Source organism: Elusimicrobiota bacterium, assembly GCA_028718185.1.
Lineage (GTDB): Bacteria > Elusimicrobiota > UBA8919 > UBA8919 > UBA8919 > JAQUMH01.
Genome location: JAQUMH010000007.1, coordinates 51,464 through 69,672, shown reverse-complemented (window position 1 = coordinate 69,672; position 18,209 = coordinate 51,464). Strand labels below are relative to the sequence as shown.

Here is an 18,209-nt window from a genome sequence, read left to right as displayed (position 1 = left end):
TCATGGATAAACTAAAAATATTATATCTTGGTCATATCGTAGACGAAGTACCTATTGTAACCGGAAACAATTTTACAAAAACTTTAATATCTAATGGTGCTTTATATTTAGATTATATAGAAATATATAATAAATATGGATATAAAGGGTCCCATGTTTATATAGAAGACTATGCCGTTAAAAATAGAGTTAATTGTATAATATTTTCGGCTCCAGATTTTTACTTTGATGTAACTTTTCTTGAGAGATTAAGAAAAAATATATTTATAGTCGTATTAACGAGCGACACCTCACATTTTTATGAAGTACGGGATCAATATTACGCTCAAGCAATGGATTTATTATTGATTACTAATTATACTACAGAATTAAAGTTACGACAAATTGGTATTAATTCAATAATTTATTTTGGTTGGTTTGATACTAATCAATACAAAAAAATTGATAATTCATCTAAGGAAATAGATGTTTCTTTCATAGGACAACTAAAAGGTAAAGTCGGAAGATTAGAATATATCAATTATCTTTTAGAAAATGGCATTAATATAAAAATATTTGGTTATGGTTCTTCGGTTGGTTTGATAACTATTGAGAAGAAAACAGAAATTCTTAACAGAAGTAAGATAAACTTAGTACTGACCGGAGTAACAGAAGAAACAATGTTAACTAAAAATCATAAAATTAATAGAAGAAAGAAACAGATTAAAGCAAATATTTTTGAAGCAGCGTTTTGTGGAGGATTTGTATTGTCAGAATATGCATATGGAATTGAAAATCTATTTGAGGTTGGTAAAGAAATAGTAATCTTTCGTGATAAAGAAGAACTGCTTGAAAAAGTTAGGTATTATCTCAAACATGAAGAAGAAAGAGAAAAAATTGCTAAGAAAGGTTATGAGAGGGTAATTAATGAAGAAGATTATAATGTAAAATCAGCTGTTCCAAAAGTGATAACGGCAATAGACGAATTGAGGAAAATAAAAAAATATAAACCATCAATTATTTATCTTGATGAAGAATTTGTTAGAAATTACACTACATTTAGAGTGCTTTTGTTTGTAAAATTTATAAAATCATTAAAGTGGAAACTTGCATTTGAAGAACTCAAAATTATTCTTAAGAACAGGAAACTGGATTTGTATCAAATTCGCATTTTTTTTATTGAAGAAATACTTGATAAATTTCCTAAGATAAAGTCAATACTAAAACTAATAATTGAGCCTAAACAATGAATACTAAAATATTATTGATTACAATACCATATGGTGAGAATATTACAGAAGATGTACCTATTGGCATATCAAGGGTAATTGAAGGGATTGAACCTTCGTTAAATTGTGATATAGATTTTTTAGATTTATATTATTATAACTTATCTTTGGTTGAAATAGAAAATAAAATTCGTGCATTTTCACCACAAATAATTGGATTTAGTGCAATTCTAACTCATTCATATGCAGCTTTAAAAAAATTATCAATATTTATAAAGGATAAATTCCCGAATACAATTCAGGTTTTAGGCGGTGAAATGGCAGTAATATCCAATATAATACTTCAAAAAACTAACATTGATTTCTGCGTAACAGGTGAATCTGAGCCGACTTTCAGTAATTTAATCTCTAAATTAGAACAAAACAAGTATGATTTATCTCATCGTGAAGTCTTCAAGGATATTAAAGGACTTGCCTTTCTTTTAAATGATATACCGTATTTTATCGGATATGCGGAAGAATCTGCAAATGGAATGCGTCAAATGAATTACGATTTGATTTCAAAATATACAAATATAGAACATTATATGCCATTAGTTAATGGAGAACGGTTCAGGAGAGGAATTAATAAATATGAGATAGAAAGTTTTTTTAGTTTATTTCATCCGGATAATGTGAAGAAAAAAATTGCTAATGTGTCTACGAGTAAGGGTTGTGTAAATAAATGCACATTTTGTCATAGATTTTTTAAAGGTTACAAAGTTATGCAACCTGAAGTTGTAATAAATTATATTGAAGGATTAATAAATAAATATGATATTGGATTAATTCTTTTTGCTGAAGAAAACTTTGGTTTAAATTCCGTTGTGACTGATAAAATAATAAATTACTTAAAAGAGAAAAAAATAAATTGGATGGCAGGAGCTGTGAAAGCAAAAACTATTAATAAAGATAATATAAAAAAATGGAAAGATGCAGGATGTGTATACATAGGGTTTGGTATTGAATCTTGTTCTCAAAGAATGCTAGATATAATGGAAAAAAGAACTACCGTAACCGAAAACTTAAATGCAATTAAATTATGCATTGAATATAATTTATATTCAGGAATACTTTTGCTTATAGGAATGCCGGGGGAAACAGAGGAAACAATAGAAGAGACAATAAATAATTTATCTACCGTTATACCTGATGACATAAATATTCCTTATGAGATGTGTTTTAATTGGTTTCAGGCAGTTCCAGGTACACCAGGTTATGAATATGCAAGAAGAATAGGTTTTGTCGGTTTATCTCTTGACGATGAAGAGAAATATATTGAAGGGCTTTATAATGTGAACGCCAATGATATAAAACGCTATCTCAATTTTACAGATTATGAAAAAGAAGAAATTGCCTATTGGAAAGACTATATATTTTTAGAGCTGGTAGTTGCTTATATGAGAAAGCATGGTATTTTAAGAACATTAAAATTTAAAAAAGCAAATAGATACAAATATGGATTAATATATATGATTTTTCCAAGAAAATTAAGAAAATATTTATTGAGATATCTTGGAATCGTAAGATATTTTGGATTTAAAGCAATCTTCCGGGTAATTTTCAAAAAACTTTCTTCAAAAAAGAAATATTATTTTTCTAACCTGAATAAGTCGCTTAGAGAAATCAACAAAAGTATACCTATTACGATAAGGAAAGACGATATTCATACGACTGTTTTAAGAAATGGAGTATAAGACAGGGTTGTTTGTATAAGAGCTAATGAAGAAAATAATAATAAATAAAAAGGTGTTGGCATTGTTTCCATTTAATGATAGCGAGTATTTTAATACACTTCGTAATCATTTAAAATATTATTTTGCGTACATTAATTTTTTTAATTATTTAGATTACTTTAATAAAAATGGTATTAAAAACACTGAGAATTTTATAGAAAAATTTATATTTGATAATAAAATTGATTGGATTTTATGTTTTCCTTATGGAACAGTTTATGATTTGTCAATTGATTTTTATGCTAAATTGAAAGATAAGGTTAAGGTTGTTATAGTAGCGAATGATGATGATCTGGCTTTTGATGTTTTCTCTAAATATTATAATCAATTGGCAGATGCTGTTATGACTACAGATTATTTTACAATTTTTGGATATAAAAGGTTTGATATTCCGGCAATTTTCTTTCCACCAGCTCATAGTAAAAAAGACTATTATCCTATTGATTTAAATAAAGATATTGATGTTTGTTTTATAGGAGATTGTACTAAAAGTGACAGAATGGAATATATAAATTATTTGCTTAAAAACGGTATTGCCTTAGAAACTTTTGGAAAGGGTTCTAAAAATGGTTTCATTAACTGGGCAGATTTTTCAAAAATATGTTCAATGAGTAAAATAAATATAACTTTTAATAAATTGGATAAACTAAATTGGTTTACTAAAGATGAACCTTTGCTAAATAGGGTCAGGCAAAATAAAGGTCATTTTAGTCAGATTGCCTTAACAAAGACTTTCTGTCTTTCTGAGTATGCTCCGAGTCTAAATATTATTTGCAGAATAGGAAAAGAAATAGATATTTTTAACAATAAAGAAGAATTGCTTGACAAAGTAAAATATTATCTTGCTAATGATAAAAAAAGAGAAGAAATTGCTAAATTAGGATATGAGCGGGCAATTAATAATTATGAAATCGAAATATCTTTGCCTAGAACATTAAAAAAACTTGAAGATATTTTAAGAAGAAGTGATGTGGTAACTACAAGCATAAGAAGAACTGAGATATTCATGAGTACTAATTTTAAGGTTAAGCAAATAAACAGTTTAACTTTTTCGATGTTTGCTATGATAAAACACGGTAAAATTAAATATATAATAGAAACATTTTTTACATTATTTAAATATGGTTTTTATATTTTTATTAAAGGTTTTGGGAGTGGACTAATTAGAGTAATAAAAAGTAGATATAATAAACTATTTGGATTATAGGATAATATTTAAATATATTACAGAAAATCTTGGTTTATAATTATTAAATAAATGACAACGACATCGTCCTTAAAACCACTAGTTACAGTTATTATAGATACGTTTAATTATGGAATATTTATAGAACAATGTGTTGATAGTGTTCTTAATCAGGACTTCCCGAAAGATCAGTTGGAAATATTAGTGATAGATGACGGTTCAACTGATGATACGAAAGTAAAGATATCAAAATATGAGAAGCAAATAAAATATATCTATCAGAAAAATAAAGGTCAAGCCGGAGTATTCAACACCGGATTCGGTTGTGCGCAAGGCAATATAATATGTCTTTTAGATGCAGATGATTACTGGTATCCTAATAAGTTAAAAGCAGTTTGTGATATATTTGAAAAATATCCTGACGTAGGTCTTGTACAGCACCCCTCCATACATATAGATATATCTAACAAAGTGATTAATAAAACATCCTGGAAATTACCCGAATTTTATGATTTGGATTATTTTCTAAATTATCGGACGTTTTTTTATGGAACAAGCAATCTAAGTTTTAGAAAACAATATTTAGTGAAAATTCTGCCTGAACCGGAGGAAATGGGTAATTTTGCAGATCAATATCTTTACTGGAATACACTGTTATATAGCAGAATATATAATATAAATAATGCATTTACTGCACATCGAATTCACACTTCTAACTGGTATGCTAAAAGGTATTCTAATTTAAAAATGCTGGAGATGCATATATCAGTACTTGAAAGAGTAAACACTATCTTTGAAAATAATTTAAAAATAATATTGCCTGGTAAATATGCTATTGCACCTGCTGTAAGAGAACAGGAATTTGAGATTATAAAGGAAAAGATTATTTTATTTAGAAAAGAGATGCAATTTTATAGAGCAATTAAAGCATTCTTGACAATATTTAGATATCCCATTACTAAATATGTAATATTTAAAGAAATTACATTATTTTTGGCTTTATTAGAGCCGGGTTTATATCTTAAGTTATTTGCTTTATATTCTAAAATTAACTTTATTTCAAAATTAAGAGAAAAAATTCTGCCCGAAAAGTTATGAAATGTCCTATATGTCTTGAAAATACCGGAATAATATTGATTGAAACACATTGTGATTCAATCGAAAATGAAGAATATAAAATCTATTTATGCTCAAATTGTGGTGTATCATTTGCCAATCCGTTGAAGTCACCTTGTCCAGAATGGTATGCTAAATGTGATTATTATAATGAAGCAGAAGAATTAGTAACAACAAAATTAAACATACGATTTAAAACATTTTTTAAGTTAAATATTCCTAGGTCTGGTGAACTTCTTGATATTGGTTGCGGATATGGAAATTTTATTTATACTGCAAAAAAATCAGGTTACAATGTTACAGGAATAGATTTCAGTAAACAGCAAATATTAAAGGCAAAAGAAATATTATTTTTAGAAAATGTTTACGCTATTGGTTTAGATGAGTTTTGTGAGAATAATAAAGATGCGAAATATGACATAATTACTGTTTTTGGTTTTTTAGAACATCAATCTGACCCGAACCATGTAATAGAATTGTGTAGAAGTATACTTAAGTCAAGTAAATATTTAGCTATAGAAGTCCCTAATGAGTTAAGACCAATATTTCTAAAGAGAGAAGTATGGGATTATCCACCGCATCACTTGACTCGCTGGACCAGTCAATCGTTAAGTAAATTATTAGAATTAAAAGGTTTTAAAATTATTGATATTAAAGATTCTTACTTGCCAATAGAACATATTTATAATCAAGTTTTTGGAATAGTATTTAAAAAGTTTCTAAAAGAAGTAATTACGAAAATAAAAAAAATGTTATTTATTGAAAATGCGGCAAAAGTTGAGAAAACTGATTTTCAGGAATTGTACAAAAAAGATGATAGAATTAAGCATAGGGTAGGTATTTTTAATATCTTTTTCGGAAACTTATTTTTAAGAAAAATTACAGTTAAATTTATTAAAAACTTTTTCTATGTTTTATTGCTACCGATAACTATATCGCTCACTTTATATTATAGATTAATAAAACACCACGGTTGTAGCATTTTTGTTTTAGCACAGTTAAAAGATTAGATAACGAGGTTGATGAAGTTTATGAGATTTAAAAAAGTAATATTAGCAAATTTAACTTCGCATGAGACTTCTGCTTTTAAAAAGAGAGCTGTATTGCGGGCTGGTTTGGGTTATATAGCACAAGTCTTGTATGATAATAATATAAGCTACAAAGTTGTAGATCTTTCTTTAGGATATAACGTAAATTACTTGTTAAAAAAAATAGAGCAATTTAATCCTGATATCATAGGTATCACTCTTTTATCTTATAAATATAAATATAGCTATGATATTATAAAAATTATTAAAAAAAGGTTTAAGGATATTGTAATTGTCTGCGGGGGTCCCCATGTTACGACATTTCGGGGAACGGTTCTTGAAGAGTGCACAGAAATAGATTTTGCTATTGCAGGTGAAGGAGAAGAAGTAATTGTCCAACTTTGTGCAGGTGTAAAATATGAAGATATTTCCGGATTAATTTATCGTGACGAAAATAGAATAATTTATAATGAAATGAAACCTTTTAGGGAGAATTTAGATACACTTAATTTCCCGAAATATATAAATTTTGAATTAGAAAATTATCCGTTAAGAAAATCTCTGTTAAGCGAAAGAGTCATCCCGATTGTAACCTCACGAGGATGTCCGCATGATTGTATTTATTGTCCGGTAAAGACAACTATAGGGCAAAAATTTCGCTACCGTAATATAAATAATATCACAGAAGAAATAAAGTACTGGTATAACATCGGCTATAAAAGATTTTCAATTGTCGATGATAATTTTACTTTAATTAGAGAAAGAGTATGGCAACTTTGTGAAGAAATAGAGAGACAGAACTTAAAAGGATTGATATTAAATTTACCAAACGGGATCCGTGCAGATAAAATTGATTATGAACTTCTTGAAAAGATGTATTCAGCAGGATTCAGATATATCGGGTTCGGTGTAGAAAGCGGGAACAATAAAATACTTAAAAATTTAAAAAAGCATGAAACTATAGAAACAATTGAAAAAGCGATAAATGATGCTTGTAAAATCGGGTATTATATTGATTTATTTTTTTTAGTTGGTTCTCCGGGCGAAACCGAAGAAGATGTTAAAGATTCTATCAGAATTGCTTCTAAATACCCTGTAGATAATGTTTTCTTTTTCAATTTAATTCCATATCCCGGAACTGAATTGTTTGACTGGATAAAGAAAAATGGTCATTTTCTTTATTCGCCGTCATATTATTTGAATAAAATTAATTCAAATATGGATGTTCCGGTGTTTGAAACTATTGAATTTACAATAAAATCACGCAAATCTATGCTCAAACTGGCAAGAGATTCTGCCAAAAAACTAAAAGTAAATATTTATATTAAAAAACTTAGCGATAAACACATAAAAGGAGTTTTTGCTAATATAATCGCAAATATTTATGCAACAAATATTATCCAACGCATTTTTAATGATATTAGCATTTTTGGCAGAATAAAGACAATAATATTAAAAATATGAAAAAACCGTTTTTTTCAGTAATTATTCCGACATATAATAGAGCTAATCTGCTAAACCAGACATTAGAAAGTCTTAAAATGCAGATTTTTAGTGATTATGAGGCGTTTGTCATAGATGATGGTTCCAGCGATGAAACATCAGAAGTTTTTAAAAAATATTCAGATAATCAAAACTGGAATTTTATACGACTTGAAAAAAATAAAGGTCAGGCATATTGCAGAAATTTAGCAATTAAACAGGCAAATGGCAAATTTTTAACATTTCTTGACGCCGACGATGTGTGGTTGCCCGGTAGATTAGAAAAATTTTATAAACTTTCTATAGATAATAATGACACTGGATTTATATTTTCTAACGGATATATATTTCAAGATAACACTATTATAGGTAAATTTTTCAGAGAAAACAGAAAAATACCTACCGGAAAACTATATCCTTATATGGCAATTTCAAATTACTGGTTACCATATGTAACAACAAATGTAGCGTTTCTAAAAGAAGCGATTGCTAAAATCGGTTATTTCAGGGAAGATATGAGTCATCTTGAGGATATGGAATTGTATACTAAAGTTCTTAAATATTATAAGGTAGATTATATACCGGAACCGCTTTCCGTATATAGAATTCACTCATTATCAAAAAATCCGCAAAGTTTAACTTTAAAATATGAAAAAGGTTTGGAGGATTTTTTAATATCTTTAGATACAGCTAATCCTCCGCCTGAAGTATCCGAAACATTAAAAAATTATGTATATTATAATCAGGCTGTTATATATTTAAAAAATGGATTTGGAGAAAAAACAAGGGAATGTATAGGTAAAATTGGGAATAAAAAGAATAATTATAAAACATTTTTACTTTATGCGTTTTCATTTACACCTAAGTTCGTATTAGCTATTTTAAGGTTTTTTTATAAAAAATATAGAACATTAAAATTAAAAGCATTTGCTCCGGAAGAATTTGGAAAAACGGAAAAATGGTTTAAGGAATTAGGAAGAGAAATATAATGTGCGGAATAACCGGTATTTATAATTTTGGTAATAATAAACATATAGAAAGAAATATTCTAAGTAAAATGTGTGATATTATAAAGCACCGGGGACCTGATTCGGAAGGTCTTTTTTTAGAAAATGAGATTGGATTAGGTATACGACGGTTAGCCATCATTGATTTAAAGACAGGAGATCAGCCGATACATAATGAAGATAATACTATTTGGATTGTTCTTAACGGCGAAATCTATAATTATTTAGAGTTGCGAACCGAACTTGAAAAAAAACATAAGTTTTATACAAAAACTGATACGGAAATTATAGTGCATCTATACGAAGATTATGGTGAAAAATGTGTGCAGTATCTTAGGGGAATGTTTGCATTTGCAATATGGGACAAAAAAAACAAAAAACTTTTCGTTGCAAAAGATAGAATTGGCAAAAAACCTTTTTATTATACTTTGGTTAACGGCTCGTTTGTTTTTGCTTCTGAAATAAAATCTATAATAGAATATATAAATAAGACACCGGAAATTGATTTAGAAGCAATTGATCTTTTTTTAACTTATCAGTATATTCCTTCTCCTAAAACAATCTTTTCTAACATAAAATCACTTATGCCGGCGCACACACTAACGTGCGATAAGAATGGAAGTGTACGTATAGAAAAATACTGGGATTTGGATTTTGTAAGAAAAAGTGATATTTCTTTCAAAGATGCATGTGAAAAAACAAAAGATTTGTTGATAGAATCAACAAGATTAAGAATGATATCAGATGTCCCTTTGGGGGCATTTTTATCAGGTGGTGTTGATTCGAGCATAATTGTCGGACTAATGAGTTCATTATCAACTCAGCCGATAAAAACATTTTCTATCGGTTTTGAGGAATCTGAATTTTCAGAATTAAAATACGCAAAAATTGTTGCTAAACATTTTAAAACGGACCATCACGAACTTATAGTTAAACCAAACTTTATTGATATTCTTCCAAAACTTATATGGCATTACGGTCAACCATTTGCTGATTCCTCTGCTTTACCGTCATATTTTGTTTCAAAAGAAACCAGGAAACATGTTACTGTTGCGTTAAATGGCGATGGCGGTGATGAAACATTCGGAGGATATTTGCGGTATAAAGCCATGAAAGGGTCACTCTATTTTTCATTTCCATTTCAAATATTAGGAAAAAAATTAACAGAAAACCTTGCTTCACTTATACCTTTTAAAAATAAAAAATATTTCAGATACCTATGGCGGCTTATTTCAGCACTTTCTGAACCGGTAGCATTGAGGAACATACAGTGGCATTACTTTTTTTCAAATGAAGCAAAAGAAAATTTATATACTGACAATATGCAAAAAAAATTGTATAATAGTAAATATAGCTACATGGAAAATATATTTAAAAATGCACCTGCAAATGATATAATGGACAGGACGTTTTATACTGATATAAAAGCATATTTACCGGAATGTCTTTTAGTTAAAATGGACATAGCATCAATGGCGAACTCGCTCGAAGCAAGAAGCCCGTTTTTAGATTATAAATTAATGGAATTTTCTGCATCTCTGCCATCTGACTGGAAATTACACGGTTTAACGACAAAATATATTATAAAAAAAACATTTGAGGATATTTTACCGAAGGAAATATTATACAGGAGGAAAATGGGTTTTGGAATTCCCATAGGGAAATGGTTTAAAAACGACTGGAAAAGTTATTTCCAAGAAACTGTTTTATCATCAAAAGCAATATCCCGTGGATATTTCAGAAAAGAGTCATTAGAACAGCTGTTTGATGAACATATTTCAGGGAAAAGAAATCATGGTTATCGCATGTGGGCACTTTTGATATTGGAAATATGGCATAATGTTTATCTGGATAAAAGAGTTACTTAATAACATGAAATTACGTGATAAAAATATTATATTATTAATTTTTATAGTTGCTTTGTCGGTAAGATTAGTTTATTTTTTAAAATTTTCCGATTTGGAGTGTATATATGGTCCAGATGCAACAGAATATAATAGTTATGCTGTAAATTTACTTAGTGGTAATGGTTATCAAAATAATGGTATTCACAGTTTTCGTCCTCCTGGGTATCCATTTTTTCTAGCAGGTGTTTATGCTATATTTGGACATTCTTTTATTATTGTGCAGATAATACAATTAATAATTAGTGCTTTTAACTGTATAATTATTTTTCTTATCGGTTTAGAAATAAGCAATAAAAGCGTAGCTGTTTTTTCAGGTTTTTTCTCATGTTTTTTTTATAGTTTATACATAATGCCATCTAACATTCTTACTGAGACATTATTTACCTTTTTATTATCTCTTTCTATCTTGTTTTATTTAAGGATGGATAGAAAGCCTATATATGAAATTGTTGCTCCTATACTTTTAGGAACGGCTACTTTAACTCGTTCCACTACACTTGTATTTCCTTTTTTTATTTTTTTCTGGTTTTTTTTGAAATACCCGCTAAAAGCAATGATTAAAAAGATTTTTTTAACTAGTATTCTTTTTTTATTAGTATTATTACCATGGACAATGAGAAATTATCTTGTTCATCATGCTTTTGTTCCTGTACACATTCAAGCCGGTATGGTTTTTTGGGGTGCAAATAATTCTCTCGCAGGAGGAAAGTGGAATGAACATGGTCCAGATTGGGGAAAATACAGTAATTTATCTGAACTTGAGAAGAATAATAAATATTTTAATGAAGGTCTAATGTGGTTGAAAAATCAATCTTTTTTACAGATTATAAAATTATATTTACTCAAAACTTCTGTATTCTTTTATCCTTTTTTTGAAGGACGTATTAATAAGCCAGTACCAAAATATGATTTAACCTTTGGAATTATTCTACCGTTTTGGATATTAGGTATGTATTTTGCAGTCAAATTAAGAAATATACAAAGTTTATTATTATTATTATTAATTATTACTTATTTTATCTCAACTCTGGTATTTTATACTAATGAACGTCTTAGAAGTCCGATTTCTTCGGAAATTATTATTTTTGCAGCTATTGGAATATATTCTATTTTTGATAGATTTAAAAAGAATATTTATAGATATTCTTTTTTTACTATTTGGGTGGTAAGTAATGTTTTGGTTTATATTTATTCAGAACCTATTCATTCAGTATTAAAATTGATAATCAGGAAAACAAGAGAATTATAGGAATAATTGTTTTTGTAAGAAAAATTAATAAAAACTACCTTGAACTAAAGTCGGGGTCTTACGCAGCATTAATATTTATATGAATGACAATATTGATATTTTTGCATATGAAGTTTTAAGGGCGTTTGCCTTGACCCATAATTATAATGAGTGGATATACAAGATATTTCAGCCATATTTGGGAAGTTGCGTTTTAGAAGTAGGTTCAGGTATTGGAAATTTAACAAAATATTTTTTTAAATCCTGTAAAAAATTAATTGGAATAGATATTTCCGGTTCTTTTCTTTCGCATTTAAAAATAGACTATCCTGAATTGGAACTTTATAATTATGATATTAGTAAAAATGATGTCCTATCGTTATCCAATAGAAAGATTGATACAATTGTTTGCGTTAATGTACTTGAACATATAGCCGATGAAAAAAAAGCATTGCAGAATATGTATAATTTACTTCAAACTAACGGACATTTACTATTATTCGTTCCGGCTTTAAATTGGCTATTTGGCTCCTTAGATAAAAATGCAAATCATTGTCGCAGGTATGATAAAAAATTATTAAAAAACCTATTAGAGCAGAATGGATTTAAGTTAGAAAAAATGTTTTATAGTAATTTTATAGGAATATTTGGATGGTTTGTCAATGGTAAGATACTAAAAAGAAAAAGTTTTCCGATTGTGCAGCCTATTTTATTTGATAAGATGGTTCCATTTTTAACAAAAATAGAAGAATATATCAGACCTCCTATTGGAATGTCTTTAATAGTAATAGTAAAAAAATAGAAAAATGAAAACTTATTGTCGGATAGTATCTTTAATCATAAGGTCTTATAAAAATGAAAATTAACTGGAAACCAGTACTGTTAATATTTATTTTGTTTATTGCTTTGTTTTTGCGGTTATATGGTATACGGTGGGGATTACCTAATAAGGAACATTTCTATTCATATTATGCAGATGAGTATAACGTTATTAATACTTTACAAACAATAAATATATCAAAATTTAATTTTACTCCGCCAATACCTATGTATAATCCGACATTCTATTACTTTTTAGTAGGGGCGGCAGTTAAATTCTCTTCTATGTTAGGATTAATTACCCTGACAACATCAAAGCAGTTTTATCTTTTTAATGTAGGAGAATATGCAAAAATATATTTAATTGGTCACTTTATAAGTGTACTTATGGGTATTCTAACAATGTGTTTTGTTTATTTTATAGGAAAAATATATTATTCGGAAAAAACAGGTATTTTAGCAGCTTTGTTTTTTAGTGTTGTTCCGTTAAGCGTGGTATCTTGTCATTACATGGAGCCGGCAGTTACAGTAACATTTTGGATTACTCTAACTATGTTTTTCGCATTAAATATTATTTATTCCGGTAAAACCAAATGGTATATTTTAGCAGGAGCAAGTTGTGGTTTGGCTATGAGTTCAAAATATACAGCTATACCTTTTGTGGCAATAGTTACACTAGCCCATATTTTGAGAAAAGACAAAATTATTAATCAAAATATTATCTTGTTTTATATTACAGTAATTATATTTTTTGCATTCGGAACCCCATATTCTGTTTTGGATTTTAAAACCTTTAAGCTCAATATAGTGCCTTTCTTTAAAAGAGCAACTATAGGTGTAGGTTCCAGAGGAGTTAACTGGTTTAATCCTATCACGAGATTGCTTTATTATGGATTAGGGTTTCCGATACTTATACTTTCTATCTGTGGCATTGTTTTTGCCTTAATTAAAAGAGAGAAATCTGATTTATTATTACTATCATGGATATTTTTTTACTATTATATCCAGGCGCAGGCAGGTTTCAATATTGTTAGATATCAGAATGAATATACGCCTTTTTTAATTCTTCTGGCAGCAAGATTTGTTTGTGATATGAAGAAATATATCCAAGTAACAGTCATACCTTTATGTTTTTTTATTACTTTTGTATTTTCATTGTCATATGTTAATATGATGGTCGGACCGACTCCGCAAGATAGAGCTTCCACCTGGATTAGTAATAACATTAAAGGAGGTTCAAAAATTGGAGTAATAAATAAACCATATTGGTATTCTCCTCCTGTCATAAATATGAAATATTTTGCTTTAAGCAGATATAGTGAAAATCCGGAATATAATAAACCCGATTATAAAATTGTTGATTTAGAATATGATCCTGCAAAATTAGAAAAGGAAAAGCCGGCATATATAGTTACATCAGATGCCGAATTTATACTCAACCGGCCTATAACACCAAAAACGGATAACTTAATTTACCAAATGTTTTCTTCCGGAAAATATGAAGAAATAAAACGATTTGAAACATTTCCACATTTTTTAATTTTTTCTTTTAAGAAAAAAGATTCTTATCCTTCGGATTGGGAATTCCCTTGTCCTACAATATTAATATTAAAAAAGAAGTAAAAAGGAAAACATGTCTATGATAACAGGTAAAAAAATATTTATTACAGGCGGGTATGGGTTCATAGGTAGTTCTTTGTGTCAGAGAATCGTTCAAAATAATGAATTGATAATTTATGATAATGAAAGAAGAAATGCCTTGAAATATACTGATTTACAGTCACATCCAAACATTATAACCATAAATGGTGATATATTGGATAAATCATTTCTTAGTGAAAGTATGCATAAACATAAACCTGATATAATAATCCATTTAGCTGCAATGGCCGGTGTGTCAGATTATTACAGTCATCCAATAAGGACAATGGAAGTGAATATGGTAGGAACTTATAATGTTTTAGAAGTAGTGAAAGATTTAAATATAAAAAAGTTTATAAACTTTTCAACAAGTGAAGTCTATGGTCCTTTTATATTTAGAGCAAAAGAAGATCAGATTACATCTCAAGGAGAAGTAAAAGCTTCACGCTGGACATATTCTGTAAGCAAACTTGCGGCAGAACATCTTTGTTTCTCGTACCAGAAACAATATAATATCCCTATAGTATCACTAAGACCGTTTAATATTTATGGACCGGGGCAGGTCGGAGAGGGAGCAGTGCAAATATTTGTACCGCTTGCATTAAAAAATAAGGAGATTCAGGTTACTAATGACGGTAATCAAATCAGATCGTGGTGCTACATCGATGATATGGTTGACGGAATAATGTTATGTATAGAGAACGAAAAAGCTAACGGAGAAGTTTTTAATATCGGTAATCCAAAAGGAACTATTACTATACTGGGACTTGTAGAAAAAATTATTAGACTTGTGAATTCTAAATCAAAAATTAAATTTATACCCCATCCGAGTGTGGATGTGGAATTGCGTGTTCCTAATATAAAAAAAGCTGAAGATATATTGGGTTTTTGTCCGAAGATTGAACTTGATGAAGGGTTAAGTCGAGCCATTGAGTGGTATAAAAAAGTAAAATTACCGGAAATAAATATATGAAAGTAATAATTTTAGGCGGGGGAATTACCGGTTTAAGTGCTGCTTTGAAGTTAGCCGAAAAGGGCATTACTGATATCGAAGTTCTTGAAGAAAATAATTATGTCGGAGGTCTGGCGGCAAGCGTTAAGATTGACGGAAATATATTTGATTATGGTCCCCATGCTTATCATTCCAATACAACTGAAATATTATTAAAACTCAAAAAACTGGCAGGCGACAATTTCGTCGAGCTTAAGAAAAATGTTAAAATTAAATTTAGAGGTAAATATTATAAATATCCTTTAGAGGCGATAGATATTGTCTTTAAGCTAAATCCGTTTCTTGCTATAGCATGTATAGTTAACTACATATATGTTAATATAAAAAATAATTTCATTAAAGGTAAAATAAAATCAACTGAAGATTGGCTTGTAAAAGGATTCGGGAAGACATTATATAATATTTATTTTGGGCCTTATACCCAGAAAGTATGGGGAATAAAACCGTCTCAATTATCTCCTCTCTTTGCAATGCATAGAATCCCCCATACAAGTCTTATAACAGTAGCTGCGAAATCTTTTTTAAAAGGCGTAAAAAAATTAACCCACAAAGAACACAAATATTCACCTTTGGTAATAGAGTTTTTTTATCCGAAAAACGGGGCAGGATTTATACCAAACCAAATGGCTAAAATAATATCTGAGAATAAAGGAAAGATATCTTTAAATTCAAAAATGATAGGGTTAAATATAGAAGATAAAAAAGTAAAATCAGTAATATGTAAAACTGCGGATGGAATTAAGGAAATAAAAGGTGATTATTATATTTCCACGATTCCAATAACTGATTTGATATCATATTTAAAACCTTTGCCGCCAAATAACATAACATCTTTATCTGAAAATATGTTTTATCGTGCGATCGTGGTAGTCTGTTTATTAATTAATAAGCCGAAAGTATTTGATGCAGAATGGATATATTTTACAAACAGGACTTTTAATCGTCTTTCAGATATAAGGAATTGCGGTGCTATAAATGCAATTCAAGAAGGCAAAACCGGTTTGATGGCAGAAATTACTTGTAATTTCGGTGACGATATATGGAATACCGATAAAAATATTCTTTGTCATAAAGTAATCAGGGAACTGGAAGAAGAGGGATTTATAAATAAAAATGATGTGTTAAAATATGATATTCTCAAAGTAAAAAATGGATATCCGGTTTATGACTTGGACTATGAAGTAAGAATGGAAAAAATAACAAAATATATAGAAAATATAAGCAATTTGTTCATAACGGGCAGGCAAGGTTTATTTAAATACGTTGATATGGACGTTGCAGTGGAGATGGGCGAAACAGTAGCAGACCATATTCTAAATAAAAAGTCTAAAAACGAAATAAGCAAAATTCCTTTCGAGGAAAAACTTTATGCCTGATATAATATTTGTTAATCCTAATCTGACACTTGAAGAAAGATACGGTAAGCTAGCAGCTGCCGGAAGTTTGGAACCGCCGCATGGTTTATGTAATTTAGCAGCTGTATGTATTAAGGAAAATATAGATGTAGAAATATTAGATATTCCTGCGCTCGGATTAACATATGAACAAGCATTAAATCATATAATAAAAAAATCACCAAAATATGTCGGTATAACGGCGGTAACTATATCAATTTATAATGCTGCAAAATTAGCCAAAATGATCAAAGAAGTAGATAATAATATTGTTATTATTATCGGTGGTCCTCATTTAACTGCAGTTCCTGAAGAGACTATGAGTAAATTCCCTGAATTTGATATTGGAGTTATAGGGGAAGGTGAAATTACAATAATTGAACTTATCAAAACACTTGAAAAAAAAGAACCTCTTGAGAAAGTAAATGGAATAATATTTAGGAAATCAGGACAATTACATACTACAGGCAAAAGGGAACTAATAAAAAATTTAGATGAATTACCATTTCCGGCATGGCACCTTCTGCCTGATATGAAAAATTATCCGCCTGCAGTTGCCAGTTGTAAAAGATTACCATCAACTTCAATAATAACTACAAGAGGATGTACTGGCAAATGTACATTCTGCGACAGGAGTGGGTTTGGTGAAACCGTAAGAGCGTATAGTGCTGAATATATAATTGAAATGATAACTTTCCTGCAAAAAAAGTACCATATTAAGGATATTAGAATAATGGACGACAATTTTATACTTATCAGGTCACGGCTAAAAAAAGTATCAGAACTGATTAAAAAACAAAAAATCAATATAACATGGTCTTGTCTTGCAAGAGTTGATATGGTAGACTCTGATATTTTAAAAATTATAAAAGAAGCCGGTTGCTGGCAGATTGCATATGGAATTGAAAGCGGTTCTCAGGAAATATTGGAATTACTTAATAAAAATATAACATTGGAACAAATCAGGCGGGCTATAATGTTGACGAAAGAAGCCAAAATAAAAACATTGGGTTATTTTATGCTGGGAAACCCGAAAGAAACGGAAAATAGTATAGAACAAAGTATAAAATTAATTGAGAAATTAGATTTTGATGATGTTAAAATCACGTTTTTTACCCCATATCCGGGTTCGAAAATATTCAGCACAGCCAAACAATATGGATTTTTTAATGATGACTGGAAAAGTTTGGATTGTAATCTTGACCCGGTATTTATACCGGAGAATCTTACAAAAGAATATTTAGTAAAAATTCAGAGAAAAATACTGAGAAAATTCTATTTGCGTCCAAGAATAATTTTATCTTATTTAAAAAAAATATCAAATATAAAACAAATTCCTGCATTATACCTTGCAACAAGGGGTTTTTTTAAACATACTTTTAGTAAATGTAATTGATATAATAAAA

The 18,209-nt window shown here is 29.0% G+C and carries 14 protein-coding genes; all 14 read left to right on the top strand.

All coding sequences use genetic code 11. The features are described 5' to 3' along the window. Positions 1-2: 2 nt before the first annotated feature. The 14 genes from PHE88_09295 (at position 3) to PHE88_09230 (ending at position 18,199) form a co-directional block, all read left to right on the top strand. Entirely contained in the window at positions 3-1,229 is a 1,227-nt protein-coding gene (locus PHE88_09295; GenBank protein ID MDD5688010.1) for a glycosyltransferase, read from the top strand. Beyond that, on the top strand, positions 1,226-2,944 hold the full coding sequence (locus PHE88_09290) for a radical SAM protein (protein MDD5688009.1): 1,719 nt from the start codon (positions 1,226-1,228) through the stop codon (positions 2,942-2,944). Before PHE88_09295 ends, PHE88_09290 begins: the two co-directional genes overlap by 4 nt. 25 nt (positions 2,945-2,969) lie before the next feature. Continuing rightward, positions 2,970-4,190: a glycosyltransferase gene (locus PHE88_09285; protein ID MDD5688008.1), complete on the top strand. Its 1,221-nt coding sequence runs from the start codon at positions 2,970-2,972 to the stop codon at positions 4,188-4,190. Between the two features lie 51 nt (positions 4,191-4,241). Then, positions 4,242-5,267, top strand: coding sequence for a glycosyltransferase family 2 protein (locus PHE88_09280; protein MDD5688007.1), 1,026 nt, complete (start codon positions 4,242-4,244; stop codon positions 5,265-5,267). After that, entirely contained in the window at positions 5,264-6,295 is a 1,032-nt protein-coding gene (locus PHE88_09275) for a class I SAM-dependent methyltransferase (protein MDD5688006.1), read from the top strand. Before PHE88_09280 ends, PHE88_09275 begins: the two co-directional genes overlap by 4 nt. 21 nt (positions 6,296-6,316) lie before the next feature. Further along, positions 6,317-7,777, top strand: a complete 1,461-nt coding sequence (locus PHE88_09270) for a B12-binding domain-containing radical SAM protein (protein MDD5688005.1) — start codon at positions 6,317-6,319, stop codon at positions 7,775-7,777. Next, positions 7,774-8,784 (top strand): glycosyltransferase family 2 protein, encoded by a 1,011-nt coding sequence (locus tag PHE88_09265; protein MDD5688004.1) that lies wholly within the window; start codon positions 7,774-7,776, stop codon positions 8,782-8,784. The genes PHE88_09270 and PHE88_09265 overlap by 4 nt, the downstream gene beginning before the upstream one ends. Beyond that, positions 8,784-10,670, top strand: coding sequence for an asparagine synthase (glutamine-hydrolyzing) (gene asnB, locus PHE88_09260; protein MDD5688003.1), 1,887 nt, complete (start codon positions 8,784-8,786; stop codon positions 10,668-10,670). The genes PHE88_09265 and asnB overlap by 1 nt, the downstream gene beginning before the upstream one ends. Then, positions 10,642-11,958: a glycosyltransferase family 39 protein gene (locus PHE88_09255; GenBank protein ID MDD5688002.1), complete on the top strand. Its 1,317-nt coding sequence runs from the start codon at positions 10,642-10,644 to the stop codon at positions 11,956-11,958. The genes asnB and PHE88_09255 overlap by 29 nt, the downstream gene beginning before the upstream one ends. A gap of 79 nt (positions 11,959-12,037) precedes the next feature. After that, positions 12,038-12,739, top strand: a complete 702-nt coding sequence (locus tag PHE88_09250; protein MDD5688001.1) for a class I SAM-dependent methyltransferase — start codon at positions 12,038-12,040, stop codon at positions 12,737-12,739. A gap of 53 nt (positions 12,740-12,792) precedes the next feature. Next, a complete protein-coding gene (locus tag PHE88_09245; GenBank protein MDD5688000.1) occupies positions 12,793-14,379 on the top strand; it encodes a glycosyltransferase family 39 protein in 1,587 nt (528 codons plus the stop codon). Between the two features lie 16 nt (positions 14,380-14,395). Then, positions 14,396-15,370, top strand: a complete 975-nt coding sequence (locus tag PHE88_09240; protein MDD5687999.1) for an NAD-dependent epimerase/dehydratase family protein — start codon at positions 14,396-14,398, stop codon at positions 15,368-15,370. Then, positions 15,367-16,785, top strand: a complete 1,419-nt coding sequence (locus PHE88_09235; protein ID MDD5687998.1) for an FAD-dependent oxidoreductase — start codon at positions 15,367-15,369, stop codon at positions 16,783-16,785. The genes PHE88_09240 and PHE88_09235 overlap by 4 nt, the downstream gene beginning before the upstream one ends. Then, the gene (locus PHE88_09230; GenBank protein MDD5687997.1) at positions 16,778-18,199 is read left to right on the top strand and encodes a radical SAM protein; all 1,422 of its coding nucleotides are present in this window, start codon (positions 16,778-16,780) and stop codon (positions 18,197-18,199) included. The genes PHE88_09235 and PHE88_09230 overlap by 8 nt, the downstream gene beginning before the upstream one ends. Positions 18,200-18,209: the final 10 nt, after the last annotated feature.